At 65.7% G+C, this 24,683-nt stretch carries 21 protein-coding genes; 11 read left to right on the forward strand and 10 right to left on the reverse strand.

All coding sequences use genetic code 11. The features are described 5' to 3' along the window. Positions 1-120: 120 nt before the first annotated feature. Positions 121-2,595, reverse strand: coding sequence for an ATP-dependent helicase HrpB (gene hrpB, locus GA0061099_RS23140; protein WP_036026479.1), 2,475 nt, complete (start codon positions 2,593-2,595; stop codon positions 121-123). A gap of 118 nt (positions 2,596-2,713) precedes the next feature. Next, positions 2,714-4,030, reverse strand: coding sequence for a UDP-glucose dehydrogenase family protein (locus GA0061099_RS23145; protein WP_036026478.1), 1,317 nt, complete (start codon positions 4,028-4,030; stop codon positions 2,714-2,716). 203 nt (positions 4,031-4,233) lie between these two features. Between GA0061099_RS23145 and GA0061099_RS23150 the strand changes: the two genes are divergently transcribed. From GA0061099_RS23150 to GA0061099_RS23160, 3 genes are all read left to right on the forward strand, one after another. Beyond that, a complete protein-coding gene (locus GA0061099_RS23150) occupies positions 4,234-5,301 on the forward strand; it encodes an acyltransferase family protein (RefSeq protein ID WP_036026477.1) in 1,068 nt (355 codons plus the stop codon). A gap of 248 nt (positions 5,302-5,549) precedes the next feature. Then, on the forward strand, positions 5,550-8,648 hold the full coding sequence (gene polA, locus GA0061099_RS23155) for a DNA polymerase I (protein ID WP_036026476.1): 3,099 nt from the start codon (positions 5,550-5,552) through the stop codon (positions 8,646-8,648). Between the two features lie 270 nt (positions 8,649-8,918). Further along, the gene (locus GA0061099_RS23160) at positions 8,919-9,554 is read left to right on the forward strand and encodes a LysE family translocator (RefSeq protein ID WP_036026474.1); all 636 of its coding nucleotides are present in this window, start codon (positions 8,919-8,921) and stop codon (positions 9,552-9,554) included. A gap of 159 nt (positions 9,555-9,713) precedes the next feature. Here the strand turns inward: GA0061099_RS23160 and GA0061099_RS23165 are convergent, their stop codons facing one another. Continuing rightward, a complete protein-coding gene (locus tag GA0061099_RS23165) occupies positions 9,714-10,340 on the reverse strand; it encodes a glutathione S-transferase family protein (protein ID WP_036026473.1) in 627 nt (208 codons plus the stop codon). Positions 10,341-10,524: 184 nt separating this feature from the next. Between GA0061099_RS23165 and pyrE the strand changes: the two genes are divergently transcribed. Further along, positions 10,525-11,088, forward strand: a complete 564-nt coding sequence (pyrE, locus tag GA0061099_RS23170) for an orotate phosphoribosyltransferase (protein WP_036014130.1) — start codon at positions 10,525-10,527, stop codon at positions 11,086-11,088. 217 nt (positions 11,089-11,305) lie between these two features. After that, positions 11,306-12,109: a DUF2865 domain-containing protein gene (locus tag GA0061099_RS23175; protein ID WP_036026471.1), complete on the forward strand. Its 804-nt coding sequence runs from the start codon at positions 11,306-11,308 to the stop codon at positions 12,107-12,109. 61 nt (positions 12,110-12,170) lie between these two features. Here GA0061099_RS23175 and GA0061099_RS23180 read toward each other — a convergent pair whose 3' ends face one another. The 7 genes from GA0061099_RS23180 to GA0061099_RS23210 all read right to left on the reverse strand — a co-directional run bounded on the left by GA0061099_RS23180 (position 12,171) and on the right by GA0061099_RS23210 (position 19,960). After that, positions 12,171-12,602 carry a hypothetical protein gene (locus tag GA0061099_RS23180; protein ID WP_036026470.1) on the reverse strand — a complete coding sequence of 144 codons (432 nt, stop codon included), beginning with the start codon at positions 12,600-12,602 and terminating at the stop codon, positions 12,171-12,173. A 270-nt stretch (positions 12,603-12,872) separates the two neighbouring features. Beyond that, positions 12,873-13,544: a ligase-associated DNA damage response endonuclease PdeM gene (gene pdeM / locus GA0061099_RS23185; RefSeq protein WP_050995974.1), complete on the reverse strand. Its 672-nt coding sequence runs from the start codon at positions 13,542-13,544 to the stop codon at positions 12,873-12,875. Between the two features lie 42 nt (positions 13,545-13,586). Continuing rightward, positions 13,587-16,172, reverse strand: a complete 2,586-nt coding sequence (locus GA0061099_RS23190) for a ligase-associated DNA damage response DEXH box helicase (protein ID WP_074448057.1) — start codon at positions 16,170-16,172, stop codon at positions 13,587-13,589. Between the two features lie 250 nt (positions 16,173-16,422). Next, positions 16,423-16,788 carry a nuclear transport factor 2 family protein gene (locus GA0061099_RS23195; RefSeq protein ID WP_036026464.1) on the reverse strand — a complete coding sequence of 122 codons (366 nt, stop codon included), beginning with the start codon at positions 16,786-16,788 and terminating at the stop codon, positions 16,423-16,425. A 113-nt stretch (positions 16,789-16,901) separates the two neighbouring features. Then, on the reverse strand, positions 16,902-17,252 hold the full coding sequence (locus GA0061099_RS23200; RefSeq protein WP_025032572.1) for a RidA family protein: 351 nt from the start codon (positions 17,250-17,252) through the stop codon (positions 16,902-16,904). 128 nt (positions 17,253-17,380) lie between these two features. Next, positions 17,381-18,298 carry a CE1 family esterase gene (locus GA0061099_RS23205; protein ID WP_036014144.1) on the reverse strand — a complete coding sequence of 306 codons (918 nt, stop codon included), beginning with the start codon at positions 18,296-18,298 and terminating at the stop codon, positions 17,381-17,383. A gap of 3 nt (positions 18,299-18,301) precedes the next feature. After that, complete coding sequence (locus GA0061099_RS23210) at positions 18,302-19,960, reverse strand: FAD-binding dehydrogenase (RefSeq protein ID WP_036026461.1); 1,659 nt, start codon at positions 19,958-19,960, stop codon at positions 18,302-18,304. 281 nt (positions 19,961-20,241) lie between these two features. Between GA0061099_RS23210 and GA0061099_RS23215 the strand changes: the two genes are divergently transcribed. The 6 genes from GA0061099_RS23215 to GA0061099_RS23240 all read left to right on the forward strand — a co-directional run bounded on the left by GA0061099_RS23215 (position 20,242) and on the right by GA0061099_RS23240 (position 24,624). After that, complete coding sequence (locus GA0061099_RS23215; protein WP_036014153.1) at positions 20,242-20,763, forward strand: Clp protease/crotonase-like domain-containing protein; 522 nt, start codon at positions 20,242-20,244, stop codon at positions 20,761-20,763. Positions 20,764-20,908: 145 nt separating this feature from the next. Then, positions 20,909-21,103, forward strand: a complete 195-nt coding sequence (locus GA0061099_RS23220) for a hypothetical protein (protein ID WP_036014155.1) — start codon at positions 20,909-20,911, stop codon at positions 21,101-21,103. A 24-nt stretch (positions 21,104-21,127) separates the two neighbouring features. Then, positions 21,128-21,718: an SCO family protein gene (locus GA0061099_RS23225; protein WP_036014156.1), complete on the forward strand. Its 591-nt coding sequence runs from the start codon at positions 21,128-21,130 to the stop codon at positions 21,716-21,718. Between the two features lie 89 nt (positions 21,719-21,807). Further along, positions 21,808-22,743, forward strand: coding sequence for a transporter substrate-binding domain-containing protein (locus tag GA0061099_RS23230; protein WP_036014158.1), 936 nt, complete (start codon positions 21,808-21,810; stop codon positions 22,741-22,743). 196 nt (positions 22,744-22,939) lie between these two features. After that, entirely contained in the window at positions 22,940-23,857 is a 918-nt protein-coding gene (locus GA0061099_RS23235; protein WP_074448058.1) for a sulfite exporter TauE/SafE family protein, read from the forward strand. Then, entirely contained in the window at positions 23,854-24,624 is a 771-nt protein-coding gene (locus tag GA0061099_RS23240) for a TIGR02186 family protein (protein WP_036014162.1), read from the forward strand. The genes GA0061099_RS23235 and GA0061099_RS23240 overlap by 4 nt, the downstream gene beginning before the upstream one ends. Positions 24,625-24,683: the final 59 nt, after the last annotated feature.

Consider the following 24,683-nt stretch of genomic DNA (forward strand, 5'->3'; position numbering starts at 1 on the left):
CTTCCGAGCCGAAAGCTCGATTTCATCACGCGACGAGGCCGGCGGCGAGCGAAGGCACGCCGGGGCTCCTGTCATTTTGACGAAAAGGATGAGCGGAGGGTTAATGCCGGTTGCGAGTTCTCACGTCCCGCGCGGCTTCGCCCGCCTTGTCGGCACGGCGCTCGCGGGATCGTCGGGCCAGGGGTGACGCGGGTAGCGGCCGCGCAGGTCGGAGCGGACGGCGGCGTAGCTGCCGCGCCAGAAGCCGGGCAGATCGCGCGTCACCTGCACCGGACGCTGGGCCGGCGACAGCAATTCCAGCACCAGCGGCACCTTGCCGGCGGCGATCGAGGGATGGGTGTTGAGGCCGAACAATTCCTGCAGCCGCACCGCGATGGTCGGTCCCTGCTCGGCCTCGTAGTCGATCGCGAGCATAGTGCCGGTCGGCGCCTCGAAATGCGTCGGCGCCTCGCGGTCGAGCCGCGTGCGCATCTCCCAGGGCAAGAGCGCCATCAGGGCGTCGGAGAGATCGCCCGCGGAGATGTCCTTGAGCGCGATCTTGTCGGAGAGCGCCGGCACCAGCCAGTCGTCGCGCCGCGCGATCAGACCGTCGTCGGACAAATCGGGCCAGCTGTCGCCCTCGGCCTTGCGCAGGAACATCACGCGATCACGCCATTGCTTGGCGGCTTTCGACCAGGGCAGCCGGTCGAGGCCGGCCGCAATCAGTCCGTCGGCAAAGATGCGCGCGGTCTCCTCCGAGGGCGATACTGAAAGCGTTGCCTCAGACAGAGTGATCGCGTGCAGCACGCGCTTGCGCCGCGCCCGCAGCGCCATCGCGCCGCGATCAAAGGAGATCTCGTCGGCGGTCTCGATATGCTCGGCGAAATGTTGCTCGATCTCGTCCTCGGTGATTTGTGCAGCGAGCAGGATGCGTCCGCTCGCCGCCGTCCCGGTCATCTCACCGATCGCGATGTAGGGCGCACGGGCGAGCGAGGAGGTCTGCTCGACAGAGGCGCCGCGACCGTTGGCCAGCACGAAGCTGCCATTGCCGCGAGTGCGCGCGACGCGGTCCGGGAACGCATAGGCGAGCATCAGGCCGGTCGACAGATCCTCCTGCTGCGCCACCTTCTCCGACGCCGCGACCTGCGAAGCCCAGCGGTGCGCGAGATCGCGCGCGCTTGCCGCGCGTGGTGAGCGGTCGCGGTGGAACTGGTCGCGGCGGTGCTCGAGATCGACGCTGTCGCCGCCAAGGCCGCGCTCGGTGATGATGGCCGCGATCTCGGCGGCGGCCTGGCCCTCGCCGGCGCGATGCGAATCCACGATCATGCGCGCCAGCCGAGGCGGCAGCGCCAGCGCACGCAAACTCTTGCCTTCGGCGGTGATGCGGCCGTCGCCGTCGAGCGCGTTGAGCTCGCTCAGCAGGCTCTTGGCTTCCTTCCAGGCCGGCTGCGGCGGCGGATCGAGGAACGATAGAGCCGCGGGATCGCTGACGCCCCATTGCGCCAGATCGAGCACCAGCGAGGACAGGTCGGCGCTGAGGATTTCCGGCTGGGTGTACGGCGCGAGCGATGCGGTCTGCGGCTCGTCCCAGAGCCGGTAGCAGACGCCGGGCTCGGTGCGGCCGGCACGGCCGCGGCGCTGGTCCACCGCCGCGCGCGAGGCGCGCACGGTCTCGAGCCGGGTCAGGCCGATATCGGGCTCATAGCGCGGCACGCGGGCAAGACCGCTATCGACGACGATACGCACGCCCTCGATGGTGAGCGAGGTCTCCGCGATCGAGGTTGCCAGCACCACCTTGCGCGTGCCCTTGGGTGCCGGCGCGATGGCGCGATCCTGCACGGCGGCATCGAGCGCGCCGAACAGCGGCACGATCTCGACGGAGGCGTCCTGCACGCGCTCGGAGAGGAAATTCTGCGTGCGGCGGATCTCGGCGGCGCCTGGCAGGAAGGCCAGCACCGAGCCGCTATCGGCGCGCAGCGCAGATGCGATCGCATCCGCCATCTGCCGCTCGATCGGCGCGTCCGCCTTGCGGCCGAGATAGCGTGTCTCGACCGGAAACGCACGGCCCTCGCTCTCGACGACGGGGGCATCGCCGAGCAGCCTTGCCACCCGCGCACCGTCGAGCGTCGCCGACATCACCAGGATGCGCAAATCCTCGCGCAAGCCGGTTTGCGCATCACGCGCCAGCGCGAGGCCCATGTCGGCGTCGAGCGAGCGTTCATGGAATTCGTCGAACAGGATCGCGGCAACGCCTGTTAGTTCGGGATCGTCGAGGATCTGGCGGGTGAAGATGCCCTCGGTCACCACCTCGATGCGCGTCGCGCGCGAGATCTTCGAGCCGAAGCGGACCCGATAGCCGACGGTTTCGCCGGCGCGCTCGCCGAGCGATTTGGCCATGCGGTCGGCACTGGCGCGCGCGGCGATGCGGCGCGGCTCCAGCACGATGATCTTCTTGTCCTTGGCCCAGGGCGCATCGAGCAAGGCCAGCGGCACGCGCGTGGTCTTGCCGGCGCCGGGAGGGGCCACCAGCACTGCGGCGTTGCTAGCCTCCAGCGTACGCGACAAATCGTCGAGCACGGCATCGATCGGGAGGGGCGTGTCGAAACTGCGGGGCAAGATCTATCCACTCGTCATGCCCGGGCTTGTCCCGGGCATCCACGTCCTCGACCAGAAAACAGACGTGGATGGCCGGGACAAGCCCGGCCATGACGAATTTATGTGGAGCTGGGAACGATCAGCCCTGCACCGCCGGCCGACCGACGCTCTCGTAGACGAAGCCGGCGGCTTCCATGTCTTCGGGGCGGTAGATGTTGCGGAGGTCGACGACGACCGGCTGCGCCATGGTCGCCTTCAACCGGTCGAGATCGAGCGCGCGGAACTGGACCCATTCGGTGACGATGACGAGAGCGTCGGCGCCTTGCGCGCAGGCATAGGCGTCCTCGCAATAGGTGATATCGGGCAATTCGCCCTTGGCCTGCTCCATGCCGACGGGATCGAACGCCTTCACCTTCGCGCCCATGTCGATCAGGCCCGTTACCAGCGGGATCGACGGCGCATCGCGCATGTCGTCGGTGTCGGGCTTGAAGGTGAGGCCGAGCACCGCGACGGTCTTGCCGCGCAGATTGCCGCCGAGCGCCTGGCTCACCTTGCGCGCCATCGCGCGCTTGCGGTTCTCGTTGACCGCCAGTACCGATTCGACGATGCGCAGGGAGACGTCGTAGTCCTGCGCGATCTTGATCAGGGCCTTCGTGTCCTTCGGGAAGCACGAGCCGCCGAAACCGGGACCGGCATGCAGGAATTTGGTGCCGATGCGGTTGTCGAGACCGATGCCGCGCGCGACCTCCTGCACGTTGGCGCCGGCCTTCTCGGACAGGTCGGCGATCTCGTTGATGAAGGTGATCTTGGTCGCGAGGAACGCGTTGGCGGCATATTTGATCATCTCGGCGGTCCGGCGCGCGGTGAACATCAGCGGCGCCTGGTTCAGCGACAGCGGACGGTAGATGTCGCCCATCACCTTGCGGCCGCGCTCGTCGGAGGTGCCGACCACGATGCGATCCGGGAATTTGAAATCGCGGATCGCCGCGCCCTCGCGAAGGAACTCAGGGTTCGAGGCGACAACCACGTCGGCCTTGGGATTGGCCTCGCGGATGATGCGCTCGACCTCATCGCCGGTGCCGACCGGCACGGTCGATTTCGTCACCACCACGGTGAAGCCCTGCAGCGACTGCGCGATCTCTTTCGCGGCGGCATAGACGTAAGACAGGTCGGCGTGTCCGTCGCCGCGGCGCGAGGGCGTGCCGACCGCGATGAACACGGCATCAGCATCGGCGACCGGCTGCTTCAGGTCGGTGGTGAAGTCGAGCCGCTTGGCTTTCACGTTGTTCGCGACCAGCTCGTCGAGCCCGGGCTCGTAGATCGGGATCTCGCCGCGATGGAGTGCCGCGATCTTCCTCTCGTCCTTGTCGACGCAGGTGACGTCGTGGCCGAAATCCGCAAAGCAGGCGCCGGACACCAATCCCACATAGCCCGTGCCGATCATCGCAATTCGCATGAAAAATCCTGTTCCAGCTTGGTTAACGGACGTCCAACTCGGCCCAATCCGGGGCGGTTTAGCATTTTCCCGAGGCCATGGAACAGTCCGCATGCAAAAACCGGCCCGCGATTTGAACCGGTAAAGAAGTCGGAAACTACTGGGCTCCAAACTGCCCCAGGCCCGCACAGGCACGGGCGGAACGCGCCTCGAAAAGGGACACCATGGCACGATCAGGCACAATCGCGGCGGCCAGCCCCTCCACGGCCGCTTCGGGCGCGCGTATCGACTGGGTCGACTACGCCAAGGGTATCTGCATCGTCATGGTGGTGATGATGCATTCGGTGCTGGGGGTGGAGCTTGCCGCCGGGCAGACCGGGTTCATGCACGTGCTCGTAGCCTTCGCAAAGCCGTTCCGGATGCCGGATTTCTTCCTGATTTCGGGCTTGTTCCTGTCTCTGGTGATCGATCGGGACTGGCGAACCTATCTCGACCGCAAGGTGGTGCATTTCGCCTATTTTTATGTCGTCTGGGTGACAATCCAATTCGGCTTCAAGGCCCCGGCCTTTGCGGCCGAGACCAGCTGGCAGCATGTTGGCCTGCTGTATCTCGAATCCTTCATCGAGCCGTTCGGCACGCTGTGGTTCATCTATCTGTTGCCGGTCTTCTTCGTCGTCACGAAACTGACACGCAAGGTCCCATCGCTCGCGGTCTGGCTCGTCGCCGCCGCGCTGGAGACCGCGCACATCACGACCGGCTGGACCGCCATCGACGAGTTCTGCGCACGCTTCGTCTATTTCTATTCGGGCTATTTGTTCGCGCCCTACGTGTTCGCCCTGTCGGATCAGGCGCGGAAGCATCCGGCGCTGGCGCTTGCAGCGCTCGCTGCCTGGGCGCTGATCAATGCCGGCCTCGTCGCAGCGGGCGCCAGCGAGTGGGCGATCGTCTCGCTCGCGCTCGGCTTCGCCGGCGCCTGCGCCATCATCGCGGCGGGCACGCTGCTCGCGCGGGCGCACTGGCTCAACTTCCTCCGCTTCTGCGGCGAGCATTCGATCGTGATCTATCTCGCCTTCTTCCTGCCGATGGCGGCGACGCGAACGCTGCTGCTGCGCACGGGCATCATTCCTGATATCGGCACGGTGTCGCTGCTCGTCACTATCGCCGGCGTGCTTGGATCGCTTGTGATCTGGCAGGCCGCGTTGCGACTTAATGCGCGCTTCCTGTTCGAGCGGCCGGAGGCATTCTGGATCGCGCCGAAGAAGCCTGGCGTGCGATTGCAGGCGGCCGAGTAGCGCTCCCTCCCCGAGGCCATCCCCATAGTGTGCAATTGCGCACGGGGCGGGGATCCATAACCCCAGGAAGCGGTTATGGCGGGAGATGGCAACCCCGAGTCTTCGCAAAACTACATCCTGTGGCTATGGGTCCCGGATCTGCGCGCGCTTAGGGCGCGCTTGTCCGGGACGACGATGGTGTGGGAATCGCGCCAAAAATCCGCTGCCCAAGGCTGTCAAAGCCCGCAAAAATTCATACATTGCGGCCCATGCCCAAAACCTCGCCGAAGACATCTCCGAAGACCAGCGCCAAAGCCGACACCACAGCCGCGCCCAAGGCGGCCACTGACACCAAGCCTGTTGCCAAAGCTGCGACAGCTGCTGCCAAACCGGTCGCGGCAAAGGCGGCCGGAAAGGGCGACCACGTCTTCCTGGTCGATGGTTCCTCCTACATCTTCCGCGCCTATCACGCGCTGCCGCCGCTGAACCGCAAATCCGACGGGCTCCAGGTCAACGCCGTGCTCGGCTTCTGCAACATGCTGTGGAAGCTGCTCCGCGAGATGCCCGAGGACAATCGGCCGACGCATCTGGCCATCATCTTCGATAAGTCGGAGATCACCTTCCGCAACAAGATCTATCCGGACTACAAGGCGCACCGGCCGCCGGCCCCCGACGATCTCATTCCGCAATTCGCGCTGATCCGCGAAGCCGTGCGCGCCTTCGACCTGCCCTGCCTGGAACAGATCGGCTTCGAGGCCGACGATCTCATCGCGACCTATGTGCGCCAAGCCTGCGAGCGCGGCGCCAGCGCCACCATCGTGTCGTCAGATAAGGACCTGATGCAGCTCGTCACCGATTGCGTCACGATGTACGACACCATGAAGGACCGCCGCATCGGCATATCAGAGGTGATCGAGAAGTTCGGCGTGCCGCCGAACAAGGTGGTCGAGGTGCAGGCGCTCGCGGGCGATTCCACCGACAACGTGCCGGGCGTACCCGGCATCGGCATCAAGACCGCGGCGCAACTGATCACCGAATATGGCGATCTCGACCAATTGCTGTTCCGCGCCGGCGAGATCAAGCAGCCCAAGCGGCGCGAGGCGCTGCTCGAGAACGCGGAGAAGGCGCGCATCTCGCGGCAGCTCGTGCTGCTCGACGACAAGGTCGAGCTGGAGGTGCCGCTGGACGACCTCGCCGTCCACGAGCCCGACGCGCGCAAGCTGATCGCCTTCCTCAAGGCGATGGAGTTCACGACGCTGACGCGGCGCGTCGCCGAATATGCGCAGATCGATCCCGCCAATATCGATGCCGATCCCGGCTATGCCAGCGGCGCCAGCGTATTCACGACGTTGCCGCCCTCGGACGTGGTGCCCACACCGGGCACGGGAACTCCGGCGCCGGCCCGGCCGAACCAGCCCAACAAGTCGGCAGGCAAGGAGGACAAGGCTGCGAGCCCGAAGGGGGCACCGATCTCCCTCGCCGCCGCGCGCGAAGAGGCGCTGCGCAAGCTTCCGGTCGATCGAGGCAAATACCAGACCATCAAGACGCTGAAGGAGCTCGACGCCTTCATTGCGCGCATCCATGACGCCGGCCATGTCGCGATCGAGACAAGAGCGAGCTCGATCGATCCGATGCAGGCCGATCTCTGCGGCATCGCGCTGGCACTGGCGCCGAACGAGGCCTGCTACGTGCCGCTGGCGCACAAGCAATCCGGCGGCGGCGCCGGCCTGTTCGATGCCGGCCTCGCGCCGGACCAGGTCAAGCATGACGACGCGCTGCAAGCGCTGCGGCCGGTGCTGGAATCGGCGGGCATCCTCAAGATCGGCTTCGACGTCAAGTTCACGGCCGTGATGCTGGCGCAGCACGGCATCACCCTGCGCAACATCGACGATGCGCTGCTGATCTCCTACGTGCTCGATGCCGGCCGCGGCTCGCATGCGCTGGAATCGTTGTCGGAGCGCTGGTTCGGCCATGCCATGCTGAAGGACAGCGAGCTGCTCGGCAGCGGCAAGGGCAAGATCACCTTCGACCAGGTGCCGATCGACAAGGCCGCACCGCTGTCAGCCGAAAGCGTCGACATCGCGTTGCGGGTGTGGCGCGTGCTGAAGCCGCGCCTGGTTTCCGAGCACATGAGTGCGGTCTACGAGACGCTGGAGCGGCCGCTGGTCTCCGTGCTTGCGCGTATGGAGCGGCGCGGCATCTCGATCGATCGCCAGGTGCTGTCGCGTCTGTCCGGCGACTTCGCCCAGACCGCAGCGCGCGTCGAGGCCGAGATCCAGGAGATCGCGGGCGAGCCGGTCAATGTCGGCAGCCCCAAGCAGATCGGCGACATCCTGTTCGGTAAGATGGGATTGCCTGGCGGCACCAAGACCAAGACCGGCGCGTGGTCGACCACCGCACAGGTGCTCGACGAGCTCGCCGAGCAGGGCCACGACTTCCCGAAGAAGATTCTGGAGTGGCGCCAGGTCTCCAAGCTGAAATCGACCTACACCGACGCGCTGCCGACCTACGTCAACCCGCAGACCCACCGCGTGCACACCACCTACGCGCTGGCTGCGACCACGACGGGGCGCTTGTCGTCGAACGAGCCGAACCTGCAGAACATTCCGGTGCGTACCGAGGACGGCCGCAAGATCCGCCGCGCCTTCATCGCCACGCCCGGGCACAAGCTGGTCTCGGCCGATTATTCACAGATCGAGCTGCGGCTGCTGGCCGAGATCGCCGACATTCCGGTGCTGAAGCAGGCGTTCCGCGATGGGCTCGACATTCACGCCATGACCGCGTCGGAAATGTTCGGTGTGCCGATCAAGGGCATGCCGAGCGAGATCCGCCGCCGCGCGAAAGCGATCAATTTTGGCATCATCTACGGCATCTCCGCCTTCGGCCTCGCCAACCAGCTCGGCATCGCGCGCGAGGAAGCCTCCGCCTACATCAAGAAGTATTTCGAGCGGTTCCCCGGCATCCGCGCCTATATGGACGAGACGCGCGATTTCTGCCGCAACCACGGCTACGTCACCACGCTGTTCGGCCGCAAGTGCCACTACCCCGACATCAAGGCTTCGAATGCCTCGGTGCGCGCCTTCAACGAGCGCGCCGCGATCAACGCGCGGCTTCAGGGCACCGCCGCCGACATCATCCGCCGCGCCATGACGCGCGTGGAGGATGCGCTCACCGAGAAGAAGCTCTCGGCGCAAATGCTGCTCCAGGTGCACGACGAATTGATCTTCGAGGTGCCGGACGACGAGGTCGAGGCAACGCTCCCCGTCGTGCAGAAGGTGATGCAGGATGCGCCGTTCCCGGCCGTGCTGCTCTCGGTGCCGCTGCATGTCGACGCCCGCGCCGCGAACAATTGGGACGAGGCGCATTAGCGCACTTCCTTACCTCTCCCCGCTTGCGGGGAGAGGTCGGATCGCCCTTCCGATCCGGGTGAGGGGGTGCAGGTCTATCGACGACCGCCCGTGTGGAGAAAGCCCCTCACCCCAACCCTCTCAGGGCGAGCGAAGCTCGTCCCGGCCCCGTAAGAACCGGGGCGAGGGAGCACACCGGCGCAAGACCTCGATTGTCCTCCGAGCAATTGCGCGATGGCAGCGCGATCCCGCGCGTATTAGAACCTTTGCATCTCCCGCACCGGTTCAACCATGCCCCACACCTACGCCTTGCTCGGCTTCGCCCTCGTCAGCCTCGGCCTCGTGCTCACGCCGGGACCGAACATGATCTACCTGATCTCGCGCTCGATCACGCAAGGCGGCGCGGCCGGCATCGTCTCGCTCGGCGGCGTGGCGCTCGGCTTCGTGTTCTACATGCTGTGCGCGGCGTTCGGTATCACGGCGCTGTTGCTCGCCATTCCTTTCGCCTATGACGCGCTGCGCTTTGCCGGTGCCGGCTATTTGCTGTGGCTCGCCTGGCAGGCGGTGAAGCCGGGCGGACGCTCGCCGTTCCAGGTGAGGAAGCTCGCGGTCGACAGCCCGCGCAAATTGTTCGTGATGGGCTTCATCACCAACCTGCTCAACCCGAAGATCGCGATGCTGTATCTGGCGCTGCTGCCGCAGTTCATCGATCCCACAGCGGGCAGCGTGCTCACGCAGTCGGTGGTGCTGGGCGCGATCCAGATCGCGATCAGCGTCAGCGTCAACGCGATGATCGCGCTCGCGGCCGGATCGATCGCGCTGTTCCTGGCGAACCGGCCGAGCTGGATGCTGGTGCAACGCTGGCTGATGGGCACCGTGCTGGCCGGGCTCGCGGTGCGGATGGCGGTCGAAGCGAAGAGGGTGTGAGGATGGTCTTCACCTCTCCCCGCCTGCGGGGAGAGGTCGAATTCGATCGCAGATCGAATTCGGGTGAGGGGGTACAGGTCTCTCGACCATCTCGCATGGGGAGAGAGGCCCCTCACCCCAACCCTCTCCCCGTAAGAACGGGGAGAGGGAGAAGAGAGCTCAATCCAGCTTCGCCTCCATCCCCCGCTTCACGGCCGGGCGCGCCATCAGGGCCTCGTACCAGCGCTTGACGTTGGGGAAGTCGGCCAGATCAACCTTGTGGCGAGGATGGCGCCAGGCCCAGCCCAGGATGGCAAAATCGGCAACCGAGAGCTCGCCGGCGACGAAGTCGCGCCCCTCCAGGCGGCGGTCGAGCACGCCGTAGAGCCGGCGGGTCTCGGCCATGAAGCGCTTCAGGCCGTAGGCCCGGTCCTGCTCGTTCTCGAGTGCGATGAAATGGTGTACCTGGCCGGGCATCGGGCCGAAGCCGCCCATCTGCCACATCAGCCATTCGTAGACCGGAATGCGCTGGATAAGCGATTTCGGCAGGAATTTGCCGGTCTTTTCGCCGAGATAGAGCAGGATCGCGCCGGATTCGAAGATGCTGACGGGCTTGCCCTCAGGCCCCTCGGGGTCGACGATCGCGGGGATCTTGTTGTTGGGCGAGAGGTTGAGGAACTCGGGCGCCATCTGCTCGCCCTTGGTGATGTTCACCGGGATCACCTTATAGGGCAGCCCCATCTCCTCCAGCGCGACCGAGATCTTGCGGCCGTTCGGCGTGTTCCAGGTATAGAGCTCGATGGTCATTCCGTGTCCTTCCCCAAGAGGCTTGCCCGAAGGCTTGCCCCCTCACCTACTCCAGAAGGTTGCGCCCTCACAACCTTTGGGCCGGGATGGCCGATCCCTGTTGACGGGAGACGCCCCCTCTGGAATGTCGCGTCGGTCGCGGATAAATTCCGCCCCCACCAAAAACGCTGTTTGAGGGACCGCCGTGTCGAAATCCGCCTCCCGCGCCCGCCTGTTCGAGATCATCCGCCGGCGCTCATTCGGCCGCGGCGAGGTGACGCTCGCGTCGGGCCGCAAGAGCGATTTCTACTTCAACCTCAAGCCGACCATGCTCGACCCCGAGGGCGCAACGCTGCTCGCCGAGCTGACTTACGAGGCGCTCAAGGACGACCAGCTCGATTTCATCGGCGGTCTCGAGATGGGCGCGGTGCCGCTCGCCGGCGCGCTGGCGCAGATCTCCTGGATCAAGGGTCATCCGATCGCGGCCTTCTTCGTGCGCAAGAAGCCGAAGGAGCACGGCGCGAAGCTCGCGATCGAGGGCCTGCCCAAGGGCGAGACGCTGGCGGGCAAGCGCGTCGTGATCGTCGAGGACGTCACCACCACGGGCGGCTCGGCGATGAAGGCGGTGGAATCGGTGCGCGAGGCCGGGGCCAATGTCGTGCTGGTGCTGACCATGGTCGATCGCGAGGAAGGCGCCACCGACACGTTCGGTGCGGCTGGCCTGCCGTTCCGCTCGCTGTACAAGGCGTCGGAATTCTTGAAGGGGTGAAGTGGCGGAAATTTCTCCGCCGTCATGCCTCAATGTGTCCCGGTAGCAACCACCCGTCCAAAGCTGCGCCCAGCCTTAAAGAGGCCACCGCCTCGTCTTGAAACCGCCTACGCTCAACTGCTCATTTACCATCCCGCTTTATGGTGAATCGTGTGCTGAGATCGCTCGGTCCCAGCCGATTCAGTAGCGTCGGGTGGAGTAAGCATTGCGTACAGTCATGTCCCATGCGCGCCGGCGGCGTCGCGCTTCGCTTGTGGCCGCCATGCTGGCAGCGCCGCTGCTGGCGGCGCCGACCTCGGTTGCAGCCGAAGGCCTGTTCGATTTCCTCTTCGGCGGAATGCAGCAGCGGCCGCAGCGCGAGGTGCCGCCGGCGAACTCCCACGTCGATCCCTTCAGCAGCCAGCAGAATGGCGCCACGCCGCAATATGTGCCGCCGACCCGCTCGGCCGCGGCCGGTGGCTCGGGACCGGCCTTCTGCGTACGCAGTTGCGACGGGAAATACTTTCCGCTGATGCGCGGTCTCGTCTCACCCGCGCAGATGTGTCAGGCGTTCTGTCCTGCCAGCGCGACCAAGGTCTATTTCGGCTCGTCGATCGACGGTGCCTATTCACAGACCGGCGAGCGCTACGCCGACAGCGAGAACGCGTTCGCCTACCGCAAGGCGCTGCGCGCCGACTGCACCTGCAACGGCCGTGAACCCGTCGGTCTTGCCCCGGTCGACCTTGCGCTGGATTCCTCCCTGAAGGCCGGCGACGTGATCGCCACCAGCGACGGCCTCGTCGCCTATACCGGCGTCCGCGTCGGCAACGACCAGGCTGCGGATTTCACCCCGGTTGCCTCCTATCCCGGCCTCACCGCGCAGGTTCGAGCGCGGCTCGGCGAGATGAAGGTGGCGCCGGTGCGCGCCGAGACGGTGTCGGCAGATGCGCCAGCGTCAAACGAGATCGTGCGCGAGCCGCTGCCGGACGTGACAGTGCCGAAGACCGCCGCGAAGCCGGCGAAGCGGGCGGGGTTGGATTAAGCCTCACCTGTAACCACACCGTCATTGCGAGCGTAGCGAAGCAATGACGGAATTTGCGGCACTACCTCCCGATGATCACGCCGATCACATTCGGCGCCGCCAGATATTTCTCCTCGATCGCGGCGCGCGCGGAGGCGCGGTTCTCCGGCGTCAGGAGGCCGCGCTTCTCGGCCAGGATCATCCAGCAGAAGCCCCACCAATCGGTCAGCATGCCCTGATCGCCGACGAGGTCATAGCCCTGCTCCGCCGCGAAGATGCGCGCATGCGCTTCGTCCAGCGTGTCGAGAAACAGATGATCCTCGGACGAGAACAGATCGTCGCTGACATCGTCGATGGTGTAGCCCCAGATCGACTGGCACACCGCGTTGAACTCGCGGTCGAACTGGTCGTCATCGACCCTCTGGCGCCGCGCGGCCTGATGCAGCCGTGACAGCGAGCGCGCGAAATCGGCGATCCGGGTGAGGGCAAACTGGTCGAAGGCAATGGTGGACATGTAGTCCTCGCAAAGTCGGACAGACGCTAGATATTGTATCGGCGAGACGCCGAATCACAATGATATATCAAAGACTTGCTAAAGTGTTCTTAATTTGTTCTGGGCGCGCGTGGAATCGAAAGGGGCCGCCCGAGGCGACCCCTTTGCCGGTTGCAATCTTGTTCGGGATGAAATCCAGCCCCGGCAAGCGCGGACGTTAATACCGACAGCGGGCTTTGCGCGATTCCGGAAAAATACCGGTCGTAGTGCTGTCCTAATGCAGCCGGCGCCTCAATGGCAGCGCGAGGCCGCAATGGCGTGGACGCGGCGGTCGCCGAGGAGATGGGCGACAAAGCCATTCGCCGGAAAGATCTTTGCGAAGGCTGGATCGCGGACGCTGAGGCCCCCCGCGTAAGCACCGAATGCCGGCATCACCGCCCGCATCCCGTCGCTGGCGAAGCAGCGGCGCTCCATCGAGCGGCCACGCGCCGAGACACGCGCCTTCGGATGCAGATGGCCGGCGATCTCGCCGTGGGCGCCGGTCGGCTCGTGGCGGAAGGTGATCGGGCCGATTGCGACTTCGTCCGCGATGGTGCCGCCGAGATCGCGCGGCAGCATGGGGTCGTGATTGCCGGAAATCCAGATCCAGTCGCGGCCGGTCTGGAGTGCGGCCAAGGCGTCGCGGTCCTCGGCGGACAGGCGCTCATGCGCGCTGCGGTCGTGAAAACTGTCGCCGAGCGCGATGACCACTCGCGGATCATGGCGGGAGATGACAGCAGCGAGCCGGCCGAGCGTCGCAATGGTATCGTAAGGCGGCAGCAATACGCCGCGCGTAGCGAAGCTCGAGCCTTTCTCGAGATGCAGGTCGGAGACGACGAGCAGGCGCTGCTCGTCCCAGAACAGCGCGCCGGAGAGATCGGCCGCAAAGGTCACATCGCTGATCGTGACTCTGGAAACGCGCATGTCCTCGACATCTCCCGAAATCAGCGCGCCTGCCGTCACGTCTTACCCGCTTCGATCCATCGCCTCTTTGACGAGCTCGTCGGCGGCTTCCGCCAAAAGCTCGTCTGCAGCTTCGCCATAAACTGACTCGCGGCCGATTTCCAGCATCACGGGCACGGCGAGCGGGGAGACGCGGTCGAGTTCCCGGTGCGTGATGCGGCCGTGGATGCGCATCAGCATGTCGCCGAGCCGGCGCAAATCGAGCAGGCCGGTGGCGGCATCGGCGCGCGCAGCGCGGAGCAGGACGTGATCGGCCTGGTGCTTGCGCAACACGTCGTAGACGAGATCTGTCGAGAACAGCACCTGACGGCGGCTCTTCTCTTCGCCGGTGTGACGGCGCGCGATCAGGCCGGAGATGATGGCGCAGTTGCGGAAGGTTCGCTTCATCAGCGCGGATTCGGCGAGCCAGGCTTCGAGATCATCGCCGAGCATGTCAGGATCGAACAGCGCGTTGAGGTCGACCCGCCCATCGCGGATCATGAAGGAGAGATCACCGAGCCCCCAGATCGCCACGGCATATTCATTGGCGACGAAGCCGAGCGGACGCGCGCGAGCGCGCTCCAGCCGGCGCGTCAGCAGCATGCCCAAGGTCTGATGCGCGAGACGGCCCTCGAAGGGGTAGCAAACGAGATAATGCTTGTTGGCCCGCGGAAAGCTCTCGACCAGCAGCTCGCGGACCGCCGGCACTCTGCTGACATCCTTCTGCAGCGACAGCCAGTCGCGCACCTGCTCCGGCAAGCCGCCCCAGGCGCGGCCATCATCGAGCAGGCGGCGCACGCGCTCGGCGAGATAGGTCGAAAGCGGAAACTTGCCGCCCATGTAGGACGGCACCTTCGGGTCCTTGTCATGCGCGCGCGAGACATAGACCTGGTCCTCGACCAGGGTCTCGTAGCGCACCACTTCGCCCGAGAACACGAATGTGTCGCCGGGGGAGAGGCCCTCGATGAAGGCTTCCTCGATCTCGCCGAGCAGTCGGCCGCCGCGTGCGATCACGCCTGTGGATCCTGCACCGCTGCCGCGCGAACGCACCAGCCGCACCTTCAGCATGTCGTCCTCGACGATGGTGCCGACATTCATGCGGTAGCTCTGCCGCACCTTGGGATTGGCGACGCGCCAGCGTCCCTCCTTGTCCTGCTTGATGCGAGCAAAGCGCTCATAGGTCTTCAGCGCATAGCCGCCGGAGGCGACGAAATCGACGACGTCGTCGAAATCCTGCCGCGACAGGCTTGCGTAGGGCGCGGCGGTGCGAACCTCGCCATAGAGCTCGTCGCTGAAGAACGGCTCGCCACAGGCACAGCCCAGAACATGCTGAGCCAGCACGTCGAGCGCGCCAGTGCGCAAGGGCGGCGTATCCTGCGCATTCTCGGCGATGGCGTCGATGGCGACGCGGCACTCCAGCACTTCAAAACGGTTGGCGGGCACCAGCACCGCGCGGGAAGCCTCGTCGAGGCGGTGATTGGCGCGGCCGATGCGCTGCATCAGACGCGAGGAGCCTTTTGGCGCGCCGATATTGACGACGAGATCGACGTCACCCCAGTCGACGCCGAGGTCGAGCGAGGAGGTGCAGACCACGCCGCGCAGCCGGCCCGCCGACATGGCGTCTTCGACCTTGCGGCGCTGGGCGACGTCGAGCGAGCCGTGATGCAGCGCGATGGCAAGGCCATCGTCGTTCATGCTCCAGAGATTCTGGAACAGCATCTCGGCCTGGCTGCGGGTGTTGACGAAGACCAGCGTGGTCTTGTTGGCCTTGATCAGCTCGTAGATTTCAGGGAGCGCGTGACGCGCGCTGTGACCGGCCCAGGGCAGCCGCTCGCGCGTATCGAGCATCTCGACCACGGGCGGCGCGGCGCCGCCGGCGACGACGATGTCGGCTGCCCGCTCCTTGCCGTCGGGCTGCGGCACCAGGAAGCGCGCGAGCTGCTCTGGCTCGGCTACGGTCGCGGACAAGCCGATCGCGCGCATCTGCGGCGCGAGGCGCCACAATCGCGCCAGCCCGAGGGAGAGCAGATCGCCCCGCTTGGACGTGACCAGCGCGTGCAGCTCGTCGAGCACGATGCGCTTGAGAGAGGAAAACAGGAACGGTGCGTCGTCGGAGGAGAGCAGCAGCGCGAGCTGCTCGGGCGTCGTCAGCAACACGTCGGGCGGATAGCGCCGCTGCCGCTGACGGCGCGACACCGGCGTATCGCCGGTGCGGGTCTCGACCTTGATGGGCAAGTCCATCTCGGCGATCGGACGCTCGAGATTGCGCGCGATGTCGATGGCGAGCGCCTTGAGCGGCGAGATGTAGAGGGTGTGCAGGCCGCCGCTGCGTTGCACGCTGCGGCCGGTGGAGACGAGGTTCTTCTTCGCGCCCGCGTCGCGCGTCAGCGGCTGCGTCGACAGCTCGACCAGCGTCGGCAGAAATCCGGCCAGCGTCTTGCCGGCGCCGGTCGGCGCAATCAGCAGCGCCGACCGGTCCTCGCGCGCCTTCTCCAGCAGCGCCAATTGATGCGCGCGCGGCGACCAGCCGCGGGCTGCGAACCAGGCCTGGAAGCGATCCGGCAGCAGCGCGGCCGGCTCGGTCGATGTTTGGAGGATACGGGGCGGCACGGCATGACAGGTAAGCCGTAGGGATGGCTTCGTCGAGGGGGGCTATGGCCTGCGACAGGGCGATCGCACACGCGCTGTCCATTTGAGGCACGATAGACTCGACATCGTCATGGCCGGGCTTGTCCCGGCCATCCACGTCTTACCCGCGGCACGAAGAACGTGGATGCCCGGGACAAGCCCGGGCATGACGACCGCTTGTGAGGTCCAAATTTCGGTCCTCTCCTCGCCTGCGCGACGAGGGCCAGCGCTCTCACGCCCCGGCCGGGACCTGATCGAGAAATCCGGTCACGCTTCTGATCCGGCCGTCCTTCAGCACGGCGAAATCGGTGCCCTTGATCGGGCTGTCGGCGCCGTCAGGGCCAAGTCCCCACGAGAAGCGGATGTGATCGCCGTAGCCGTTGGGCTCGCCGATCAGCTTGAATGTGAAATCGGGAAAGCGCTGCTGCACACCTGCGATCAGCGCCTCGATGCCGTCCTGGCCGTCGCCCTTCATCACGGGGTCGACGTAGCTCGCATCCGTCGTCCAGCTTTCGCTCAGCAGCTCGCGGCGGCGGCCGGCGGTGCGCTCGTTCCAGAGCTCGATGTAGCGACGGGCGATGGTGACGGGGTCGGTCATGGTTCTCTCCTTCGATGGCGCCGTGTTGTCCGGCTGACCGTGACTATCGAAGGTTCACGCGCGTTGATCGATTACCTCGGAGGTCATCAACGCGCGTGAGGTTTTCGCAAAAATTACTTCGCCGCCGTCACCATGATCTCGACGGTGTATTGCGGGGCGGCCAGCTTGGCTTCGACGGTGGCGCGCGCAGGCGTATTGCCGGGCGAGACCCAGGCGTCCCACACAGCGTTCATCTCTGCGAAGGTCTTCATGTCGGTGATGTAGATCGTGGCCGAGAGCAGCTTCGACTTGTCGGTGCCGGCCTTGGCGAGGTGACCGTCGATGGTCGCCAGGATGTCCTGGGTCTGCTTCGTCACGCTTTCGCCGGCCGCCTTGTTGGCGACGACACCGGCGAGATAGACGGTGTTGCCGTGCACGACGACCTGGCTCATGCGCGGGCCGGTTTCAAAACGCTGAATGCTCATCTGGATCTCCTGGCTGGAATGGCGGCCCTGTCTAGCCCAGCGGTTTGCACTGTGCCACCCCTTGGCACGCGTGCGTTGCCTGCCACGCATGCGTTGCCCGGCACGCATGCGTGGGGCAGCAACGCCGTTCACGGAAACCGGCTGAAGAACGTCCAGATCGTTTCGGCGCCGTCGATGTCGCCGTTCTGCGGTCCCAGCAGGTTCCTGGCGACCTTCGGGAATCGGGCATCCGGAGCAAAGCCTGGCATGCGGTGGCCGCCGTGGTTGATGCGATAGAGCACGACGTCGTGCCCAGCCGGACAGCGCGAGCTGATACGCGTGACCGTGGACTGGTCCGCGGGCGCCGCGTCGGGCATGTCGGTGATCCCGGCGTCGTCGGTCTCGCAGCCATTGAGCCTGCGCCAGAACGCCAGCGTCTCGTCCGTCGACCAGAATCCCTCTGCGGCAAAATAGCTCGATCCGCGCCCGCCCTCATAAGGGACCAGCGGATCTTCCGTCCCGTTCATGAGCAGCATCGGCAGCGGCCGCGACGGATGACAGGTGACGGCGGCTTCATCGTTGAGGTTCATGATCACACTCGCAGCCGCCGCAAACAGATCGGCCCGCGCGCAGGCCATGGTCATCGCCATGGCACCGCCATTGGAGACGCCGGCGACGTAGACGCGCTTCGCATCGGCCGTGCCGTCGGCCACCAGCTTCTCGACCAGCCTTGCGATGAAGGCGACGTCATCGGTGCCGACCGGTGGTCCGCGCAGGGCCGGCCCCGCCTTGGTGCGCGCGTCCGCCCATGCGTTGTTGAGCCCGTCCGGAAACACCACGGCGAGGCCCTCGCGCTTGGCGACCTGCGGCCAGGCCGTCCGTGTGACCATGTCGGCGCCGCGCTGGGTCTTGCCATGCAGCACGATGACGAGCGGTGCGGGCCGCTTGGCCGGCAGTTGCGCGGTGTAGGAGCGCTTCACCCCGTTGACATCGACCGTATCGGCGGACGCAGCCGAAGCTGCCGTCAAAGCAGCGATCAGCGTGGCGATGCGCATCCGCCGCCGCATGGTCTAGCCCACTGCCTTGGCGGCGGCACGGCCCGCATTGCGGCCCGAGAACAGGCAGCCGCCCAGAAAGGTGCCTTCCAGCGAGCGATAGCCATGCACGCCGCCGCCACCGAAGCCGGCGGCCTCGCCGACGGCGTAAAGGCCGGGAATGACGCGGCCCTCCTCCCCGAACACGCGGGAGTCGAGATCGGTCTCGAAGCCGCCCAGCGTCTTGCGGGTGAGGATGTTGAGCTTCACCGCGATCAGCGGTCCATGCGCGGGATCGAGGATGCGGTGCGGGGAAGCGGTGCGGATCAACTTGTCGCCGATATAGCGGCGCGCATTGTGGATGTTCATGACCTGCGCATCCTTGACGTAGGGATTGGCGATCTCGCGGTCACGCGCCTCGATCTGCATCCTGATGTGCTCGAGCTTGAGGAGATCGCTGCCGGCGAGCTTGTTCATGGCCGCAACGAGCTCATCGAGCTTGTCGCGGACAATGAAGTCGACACCATGGCTCTTGAACGCCTCCACCGGCGCCGGCGCGCCCTTGTTGGTGGCGCGGCGAAGCGTCATGCGCCAGCTCTTGCCGGTCAGGTCCGGGTTCTGCTCCGAGCCCGACAGCGCAAACTCTTTCTTGATGATGCTCTGGGTCAGGATGAACCAGGAATAGTCGTAGCCGGTCGACATGATGTATTTGAGCTGGCCGAGCGTGTCCGAGCCCGGGAATAGCGGCGCCGGCAGCCGCGTGCCTGTCGCGTCGAACCACATCGAGGAAGGACCCGGCAGGATGCGGATGCCGTGGCGCGGCCAGATCGGGTTCCAGTTCTGGATGCCCTCGACGTAGTGCCACATGCGGTCGCGGTTGATCAGCCGTGCGCCGGTCTTTTCCGTGATGCCTATCATGCGCCCGTCGACATGCTCGGGCACGCCGGAGATCATGAACTTCGGGGGCTCACCGAGCCGCTCCGGCCAGTTCTGCCGCACCAGCTCGTGGTTGCCGCCGATGCCGCCGGAGGCGACGATCACGGCCTGCGCCTTCAACGCGAAGTCACCAACCACGTTGCGCGAGGAGCTCTTACCGCGCTCTGCATCATCAGGCGCAAGAACGACGCCGCTGACGCCATCCACCGTGCCATTGGTGACCGAGAGCGCATCGACGCGATGGCGGAATCGGAAGATCAATCGGCCGGTCTTCATCGCCTCGCGCGCGCGGCGCTCGAACGGCTCGACGATGCCCGGGCCGGTGCCCCAGGTGACGTGGAAGCGCGGCACCGAATTGCCGTGGCCCATCGCATCATATCCGCCGCGCTCGGCCCAGCCGACCACGGGAAAGAAGCGATGGCCCATCGCGCGCAGCCAGCCGCGCTTCTCGCCGGCCGCGAAGGCCACATAGGCTTCGGCCCATTGGCGCGGCCAGAAATCCTCGTCGCGGTCGAAGCCGGCGGTGCCGAGCCAGTCCTGCATGGCAAGCTCGTAGGAGTCCTTGATGCCGAGCCGGCGCTGCTCCGGCGAATCGACCAGGAACAATCCGCCGAACGACCAGAACGCCTGGCCCCCCAGCGACTGCTCGCCTTCCTGGTCGATAACGATCACGCGCTTGCCCGCATCAGCGATCTCAGTGGCGGCAACGAGGCCCGACAGTCCCGCACCGACGACGATGACATCCGTTTCTTCAACCATGCGCTTCCCCCTCCAAGTTCTTCTCCTCCTCAAGGGTTCCCCCCTGTAGTTGCCCGGATTGAAGCCAGCGGTTGCAACTGAGATCAAGGGTATGGCGCGCAAGACCTCGTTAACTTGTTCCACTTTGGGATGGAGACCGGCCGGGTGCAGCGCGGACGCAACACTGGATTTAATTTGTTTTGAGCCAGCAGGCCTGCCTAGACAAAGCCTCGGTTACGACCGACGCTAGCCGTGCATCATCACCTGACACACAGATTCGAATTCGACTGGGGCGGGGGAAAATGAATTTTCTGACGGGGTTGCTTGCGGCGGTTCTCTTGATCGCAGGCATGGGGGCTTCTCACGCGGTGGTTCGGATCGCGGATGACCGCGGCGGCCGGATCGGAACCTACGTCGACAAGTACCAGGACCTCAGGCAATCGGGCGAGACGGTCATCATCGATGGCCTCTGCGCCTCGGCCTGTACCATCGTTCTCGGTGCTATCCCGCACGACCGCATCTGCGTGACCTCGCATGCGACGCTGGGCTTCCACGCCGCCTGGGATTTCGGCGCCAACGGCCGCGCCATCACCAATCCCGAAGCGACCCAGATGCTGTACGCGATGTATCCCTCGCAGATCAGGCGCTGGATCGGCCAGCGGGGCGGCCTCACCCCGCGGATGCTCTTCCTGAGGGGCAAGCAGCTCCAGGCCATGTACAAGCCGTGCTACCTGGACGCGCAGGCCTCGACGACCAGGCCGTCGCGCCGGTCGCTCCCGCAAGCGGAGCCGCTCGAATCCGCCCGGGGCCAGCTCCTCCACTGACATCCACAGGCTGGCGGCGTCCTTTGGCGCCGCCGCGGCGTCTTGCCAGCTGGCGGAGCCTTGCCTGCTGGCGGCGCCTTGCCGGCAGCCGGCGCAAAGCCTATCTGAAAGCCAGGGAACCGGGGCCTTCGTCCCGATCGTTGTCATGGCTCAACCGCTACACCCGGCACATCGGCTATCGGACAATTCGCCCACTGCCGGGCGGATGCCATCCGTGCTGCTGTGGGCGGGCGCTGCAATCGGCGGTCTCGCCGTGATCGGCGCGCTGGCGCTCTGGTTCCACTATGGCAGCCAGGTGTTCTTCGAAATGATCAGGACCGGCTTTGCCGCCTGCTTCTGACCTGCGACAGGAAGTTTTCCGCCCATGAGCTCCGCCACCCGTCCGCTGGTGATCGCGACCGCCTTCGCTACAAGCCTCGTCGTCGGCCTCCTGATCATGTTCTGGGCGATGGGCGGGGTCGGCAAGGTGGCACAGCCGGCCGCGATCGGCGGCCCGTTCCAGCTGACCGACCAGAACGGCAAGGCCGTCACCGACAAGAGCCTGAAGGGCAAGCCGACCCTGATCTTCTTCGGCTACACCCATTGCCCCGACGTCTGCCCGACCTCGCTGTTCGAGATCTCGGAAGTGCTGCGCGCGCTGGGCAAGGACGCCGACAAGGTCAATGCCATCTTCATTTCGGTCGATCCCGAGCGCGACACGCCGGCGACGATGAAGGATTACCTGTCGAGCTTCGATCCGCACCTCCAGGGCCTGTCCGGCGACCCCGCCGAGACCGCCAAGGTGATCTCCTCCTACCGGGTCTATGCCAAAAAGGTCCCGACCAAGGACGGCGATTACACGATGGACCACACCGCGCTGATCTACCTGATGGACCGCGAGGGCAGGTTCGTCTCGCCGTTCAATTTGAAGCGGACGCCGGAAGAGGCAGCGGTTGATTTGAAGCGGTATCTCTGAGCTTCACGCTGGCCACAATCGGCGCTCGCGTTCCCGGCGGGATGGTCTATAAGGCCCTCCGATCCCGACGAAATTCATTCCTTCGGCCGATGGCTCCATCGCAACAGGCGAAATCGCTCAAATCTGTCCGTGGCTTGCTGGCAGGGCTGGCTGCTGGCCTTTGCCTGCTCGGCGGCCTCACCGAGGCGAACGCGCAAGCTCCCGCCAAGCGGCCTCCGGCTGCGCCACAGACCACCCCTCAGGCGGCGCCCCAGGCCGCCCCGCAGGCGGTGCCCGGGTTCTGGGACCCGCGCCGGCGCCCCGAACGGCCGGACCTGTCCCGCCTGACCGTGATCCGCTTCCTGACCGAGACCGACTATCCGCCGTTCAACTACACCGGTGCGGACGGCAATCCGGCCGGCTTCAACGTCGATTTCGCCCGCGCCCTGTGCGAGGAGATCAAGGTCACCTGCACGGTGCAGATGCGGCGTTTCGAGACGCTGGTCGATGCGCTCACCTCCAACCGGGGCGATGCCATCATCGCCTCCATGGCGGTGAGCCCGCAGCTGCGCGCCCGCGTCGACTTCACCGATCCCTATTACCGCGTGCCGGCGCGCTTCGTCTCGCGCAAGGATGCGGTGATGCCGGAGATCCGCCCCGAATATCTCGAGGGCAAGAAGGTCGGCGCCATCGCCGGCTCGGCGCACGAGGCGTATCTCAAGGCGATGTTCACCGACGCCGAGCTGCACGCCTACCCCAATGACGATGCGATGCGCGCAGCTCTGCGCAGGGGCGAGGTCGACTTCATCTTCGGCGACGCCATCTCGCTGGCGTTCTGGATCAACGGCACGGATTCGGCCGATTGCTGCGCCTTCTCCGGCGGTCCGTTCGTCGAGAGCCGTTTCTTCGGCGAGGGCATCGGCATCGCCGTGCGCAAGGGCAACGACGTGCTGCGCCAGGCCCTGAACTGGGCGATGTTCCGGATCTGGGAAAAAGGCCGCTACACCGATCTCTGGCTACGGTATTTCTCGGTCAGTCCGTTCTGACCTTTCGCCTCTCCGCCTGCAGCGGGAGTGCGGACGATCGCAGAGATCATCACGCGCGCGTCATACCCATTCACCACGCCTGAAATTCCCGGTCCCGCCCGCCCGCGAATTCCGCTATTGAAGGACGCGGCAATCGTTCCGTCCTCTCCGCGAGCATTCCGCGTTCGTCGATCCGTCTCGCCGGTGCGCAGGTTCAATGCAGCTTTACCTCCCGATCGCCGATCTTCCGGTCAACGTCTTCCTGGTGCTCGCCATGGGCGCGGCGGTCGGCTTCGTCTCCGGCATGTTCGGCATCGGCGGCGGCTTCTTGATGACGCCGCTTTTGATCTTCATCGGCATCACGCCGGCGGTCGCGGTGGCCTCCGTGGCGAGCCACATCGCGGCCTCCTCCTTTTCCGGCGCCCTCTCCTATTGGCGGCGGCGCGCGATCGATCCGGCGCTGGCGAGTGTGTTGTTATGCGGCGGCGTGACCGGCACGACGCTCGGCGTCTGGACCTTCACCCAGCTGCGGGCGCTCGGCCAGCTCGACCTGATGATCGCGCTCTCCTACGTCGTGCTGCTCACCACGGTCGGCAGCCTGATGTTCTCGGAAGGATTGCGCGCCTTGATGCGGACCCGGCGCGGGGCGCTGCCGCCGCGCCGCACCCACAACTGGATCCACGGCCTGCCGCTGAAGATGCGGTTCAAGCGCTCGAAGATCTATCTCTCGGTCATCCCCGTGGTGATCGTCGGCATCGTGATCGGCTTCATCGGCGCCATCATGGGTATAGGCGGCGGCTTCATCCTGGTGCCGATCATGATCTATCTCTTGAGGGTGCCGACCTCGACGGTGATCGGGACCTCGATGGTTCTCACCGTCGTCACCATGCTGTTCGCGACCATGCTGCACGCGGCGACCAATCACCTCGTCGATGCCGTGCTGGCGCTGATCCTGATGGTCGGCGGCGTCACCGGCGCGCAGTTCGGCGCCCGTGCCGGCCAGAAGATCCGCGGCGAGCAGCTGCGGCTGCTGCTGGGCTTGCTCATCCTCTCGGTCGGAATCCGCTTCGCGATCGAGCTGGTGATCCAGCCCTCCGATCTCTTCACCATCCGTGAGCTCGGAGTGAGCCGATGAGGCGCATGCTTCTCGCCATCGTCCTCGTCCTGCTGCTCGGCGGCGCTGCGCGGGCCGAGCGGCTGATTGTGTCGGTCTCGAATCACCGGGTCACGGTGACGCCGAACTATTCCGGCGAGGAGCTGGTGCTGTTCGGCTCGGTCGAGAAGGATACGACGACTCCCGCGGACCGCACGGCCTACGACCTCGTCGTCACCGTGATGGGCCCGCGCGCCGACATGGTGACGCGGCGGAAGGAGCGCACCTTCGGCATCTGGATCAACACCGACTACCGCCAATTCCTGCAGGTGCCGAGCTATCTCGCGCTGTTCGCCAACCGCCCGCTCGACGCCATCACCTCGCCCGAGATCGCGCGGCGGCAGCAGATCGGGCTCAACAACGTGCTGCTGACGCAGCGGGTCAGCGGCGACTTTGCCGACGTGGTGCCCAACGATGCGTTCCGCTCGGCCTTCATTCGCCTGCGCACCCAGCGCGGGCTCTACCGCGAAGACGGAAGCGCGGTCACGTTCCTGACGCCGACGCTGTTCCGCACCGGCATTCCGCTGCCCGCGGAGGTGCCGATCGGCACCTATGAGATCGAGATCAAGTTGTTCGCCAACGGCGCGTTCATCGGCAAGACCGAGACCGCGTTCGAGATCGTCAAGGTCGGCTTCGAGCAGTTCGTCGCCACCACTGCCCGCCAGAATGGCCTGATCTACGGCCTCGCCACCGTTGCGATGGCGCTGATGACGGGGTGGATGGCCTCGATCGTGTTCAGGAAGGACTAGCCCCCCGTCATTGCGAGCGCAGCGAAGCAATCCAGACTGCCTCCGCTGCGGCAGTCTGG

It is taken from the genome of Bradyrhizobium yuanmingense (genome assembly GCF_900094575.1).
In the GTDB taxonomy this organism is placed as follows: Bacteria; Pseudomonadota; Alphaproteobacteria; order Rhizobiales; family Xanthobacteraceae; genus Bradyrhizobium; species Bradyrhizobium yuanmingense.

Bases quoted from the DNA above. Each gene is read 5' to 3' on its own strand.
- GA0061099_RS23145 (WP_036026478.1), bottom strand. From the start codon at position 4,030: ATGCGAATTGCGATGATCGGCACGGGCTATGTGGGATTGGTGTCCGGC.
- GA0061099_RS23150 (WP_036026477.1), top strand. From the start codon at position 4,234: ATGGCACGATCAGGCACAATCGCGGCGGCCAGCCCCTCCACGGCCGCT.
- polA (WP_036026476.1), top strand. From the start codon at position 5,550: ATGCCCAAAACCTCGCCGAAGACATCTCCGAAGACCAGCGCCAAAGCC.
- GA0061099_RS23160 (WP_036026474.1), top strand. From the start codon at position 8,919: ATGCCCCACACCTACGCCTTGCTCGGCTTCGCCCTCGTCAGCCTCGGC.
- GA0061099_RS23165 (WP_036026473.1), bottom strand. From the start codon at position 10,340: ATGACCATCGAGCTCTATACCTGGAACACGCCGAACGGCCGCAAGATC.
- GA0061099_RS23175 (WP_036026471.1), top strand. From the start codon at position 11,306: ATGTCCCATGCGCGCCGGCGGCGTCGCGCTTCGCTTGTGGCCGCCATG.
- GA0061099_RS23180 (WP_036026470.1), bottom strand. From the start codon at position 12,602: ATGTCCACCATTGCCTTCGACCAGTTTGCCCTCACCCGGATCGCCGAT.
- pdeM (WP_050995974.1), bottom strand. From the start codon at position 13,544: ATGCGCGTTTCCAGAGTCACGATCAGCGATGTGACCTTTGCGGCCGAT.
- GA0061099_RS23195 (WP_036026464.1), bottom strand. From the start codon at position 16,788: ATGACCGACCCCGTCACCATCGCCCGTCGCTACATCGAGCTCTGGAAC.
- GA0061099_RS23200 (WP_025032572.1), bottom strand. From the start codon at position 17,252: ATGAGCATTCAGCGTTTTGAAACCGGCCCGCGCATGAGCCAGGTCGTC.
- GA0061099_RS23205 (WP_036014144.1), bottom strand. From the start codon at position 18,298: ATGCGGCGGCGGATGCGCATCGCCACGCTGATCGCTGCTTTGACGGCA.
- GA0061099_RS23210 (WP_036026461.1), bottom strand. From the start codon at position 19,960: ATGGTTGAAGAAACGGATGTCATCGTCGTCGGTGCGGGACTGTCGGGC.
- GA0061099_RS23215 (WP_036014153.1), top strand. From the start codon at position 20,242: ATGAATTTTCTGACGGGGTTGCTTGCGGCGGTTCTCTTGATCGCAGGC.
- GA0061099_RS23220 (WP_036014155.1), top strand. From the start codon at position 20,909: ATGGCTCAACCGCTACACCCGGCACATCGGCTATCGGACAATTCGCCC.
- GA0061099_RS23225 (WP_036014156.1), top strand. From the start codon at position 21,128: ATGAGCTCCGCCACCCGTCCGCTGGTGATCGCGACCGCCTTCGCTACA.
- GA0061099_RS23230 (WP_036014158.1), top strand. From the start codon at position 21,808: ATGGCTCCATCGCAACAGGCGAAATCGCTCAAATCTGTCCGTGGCTTG.
- GA0061099_RS23235 (WP_074448058.1), top strand. From the start codon at position 22,940: ATGCAGCTTTACCTCCCGATCGCCGATCTTCCGGTCAACGTCTTCCTG.
- GA0061099_RS23240 (WP_036014162.1), top strand. From the start codon at position 23,854: ATGAGGCGCATGCTTCTCGCCATCGTCCTCGTCCTGCTGCTCGGCGGC.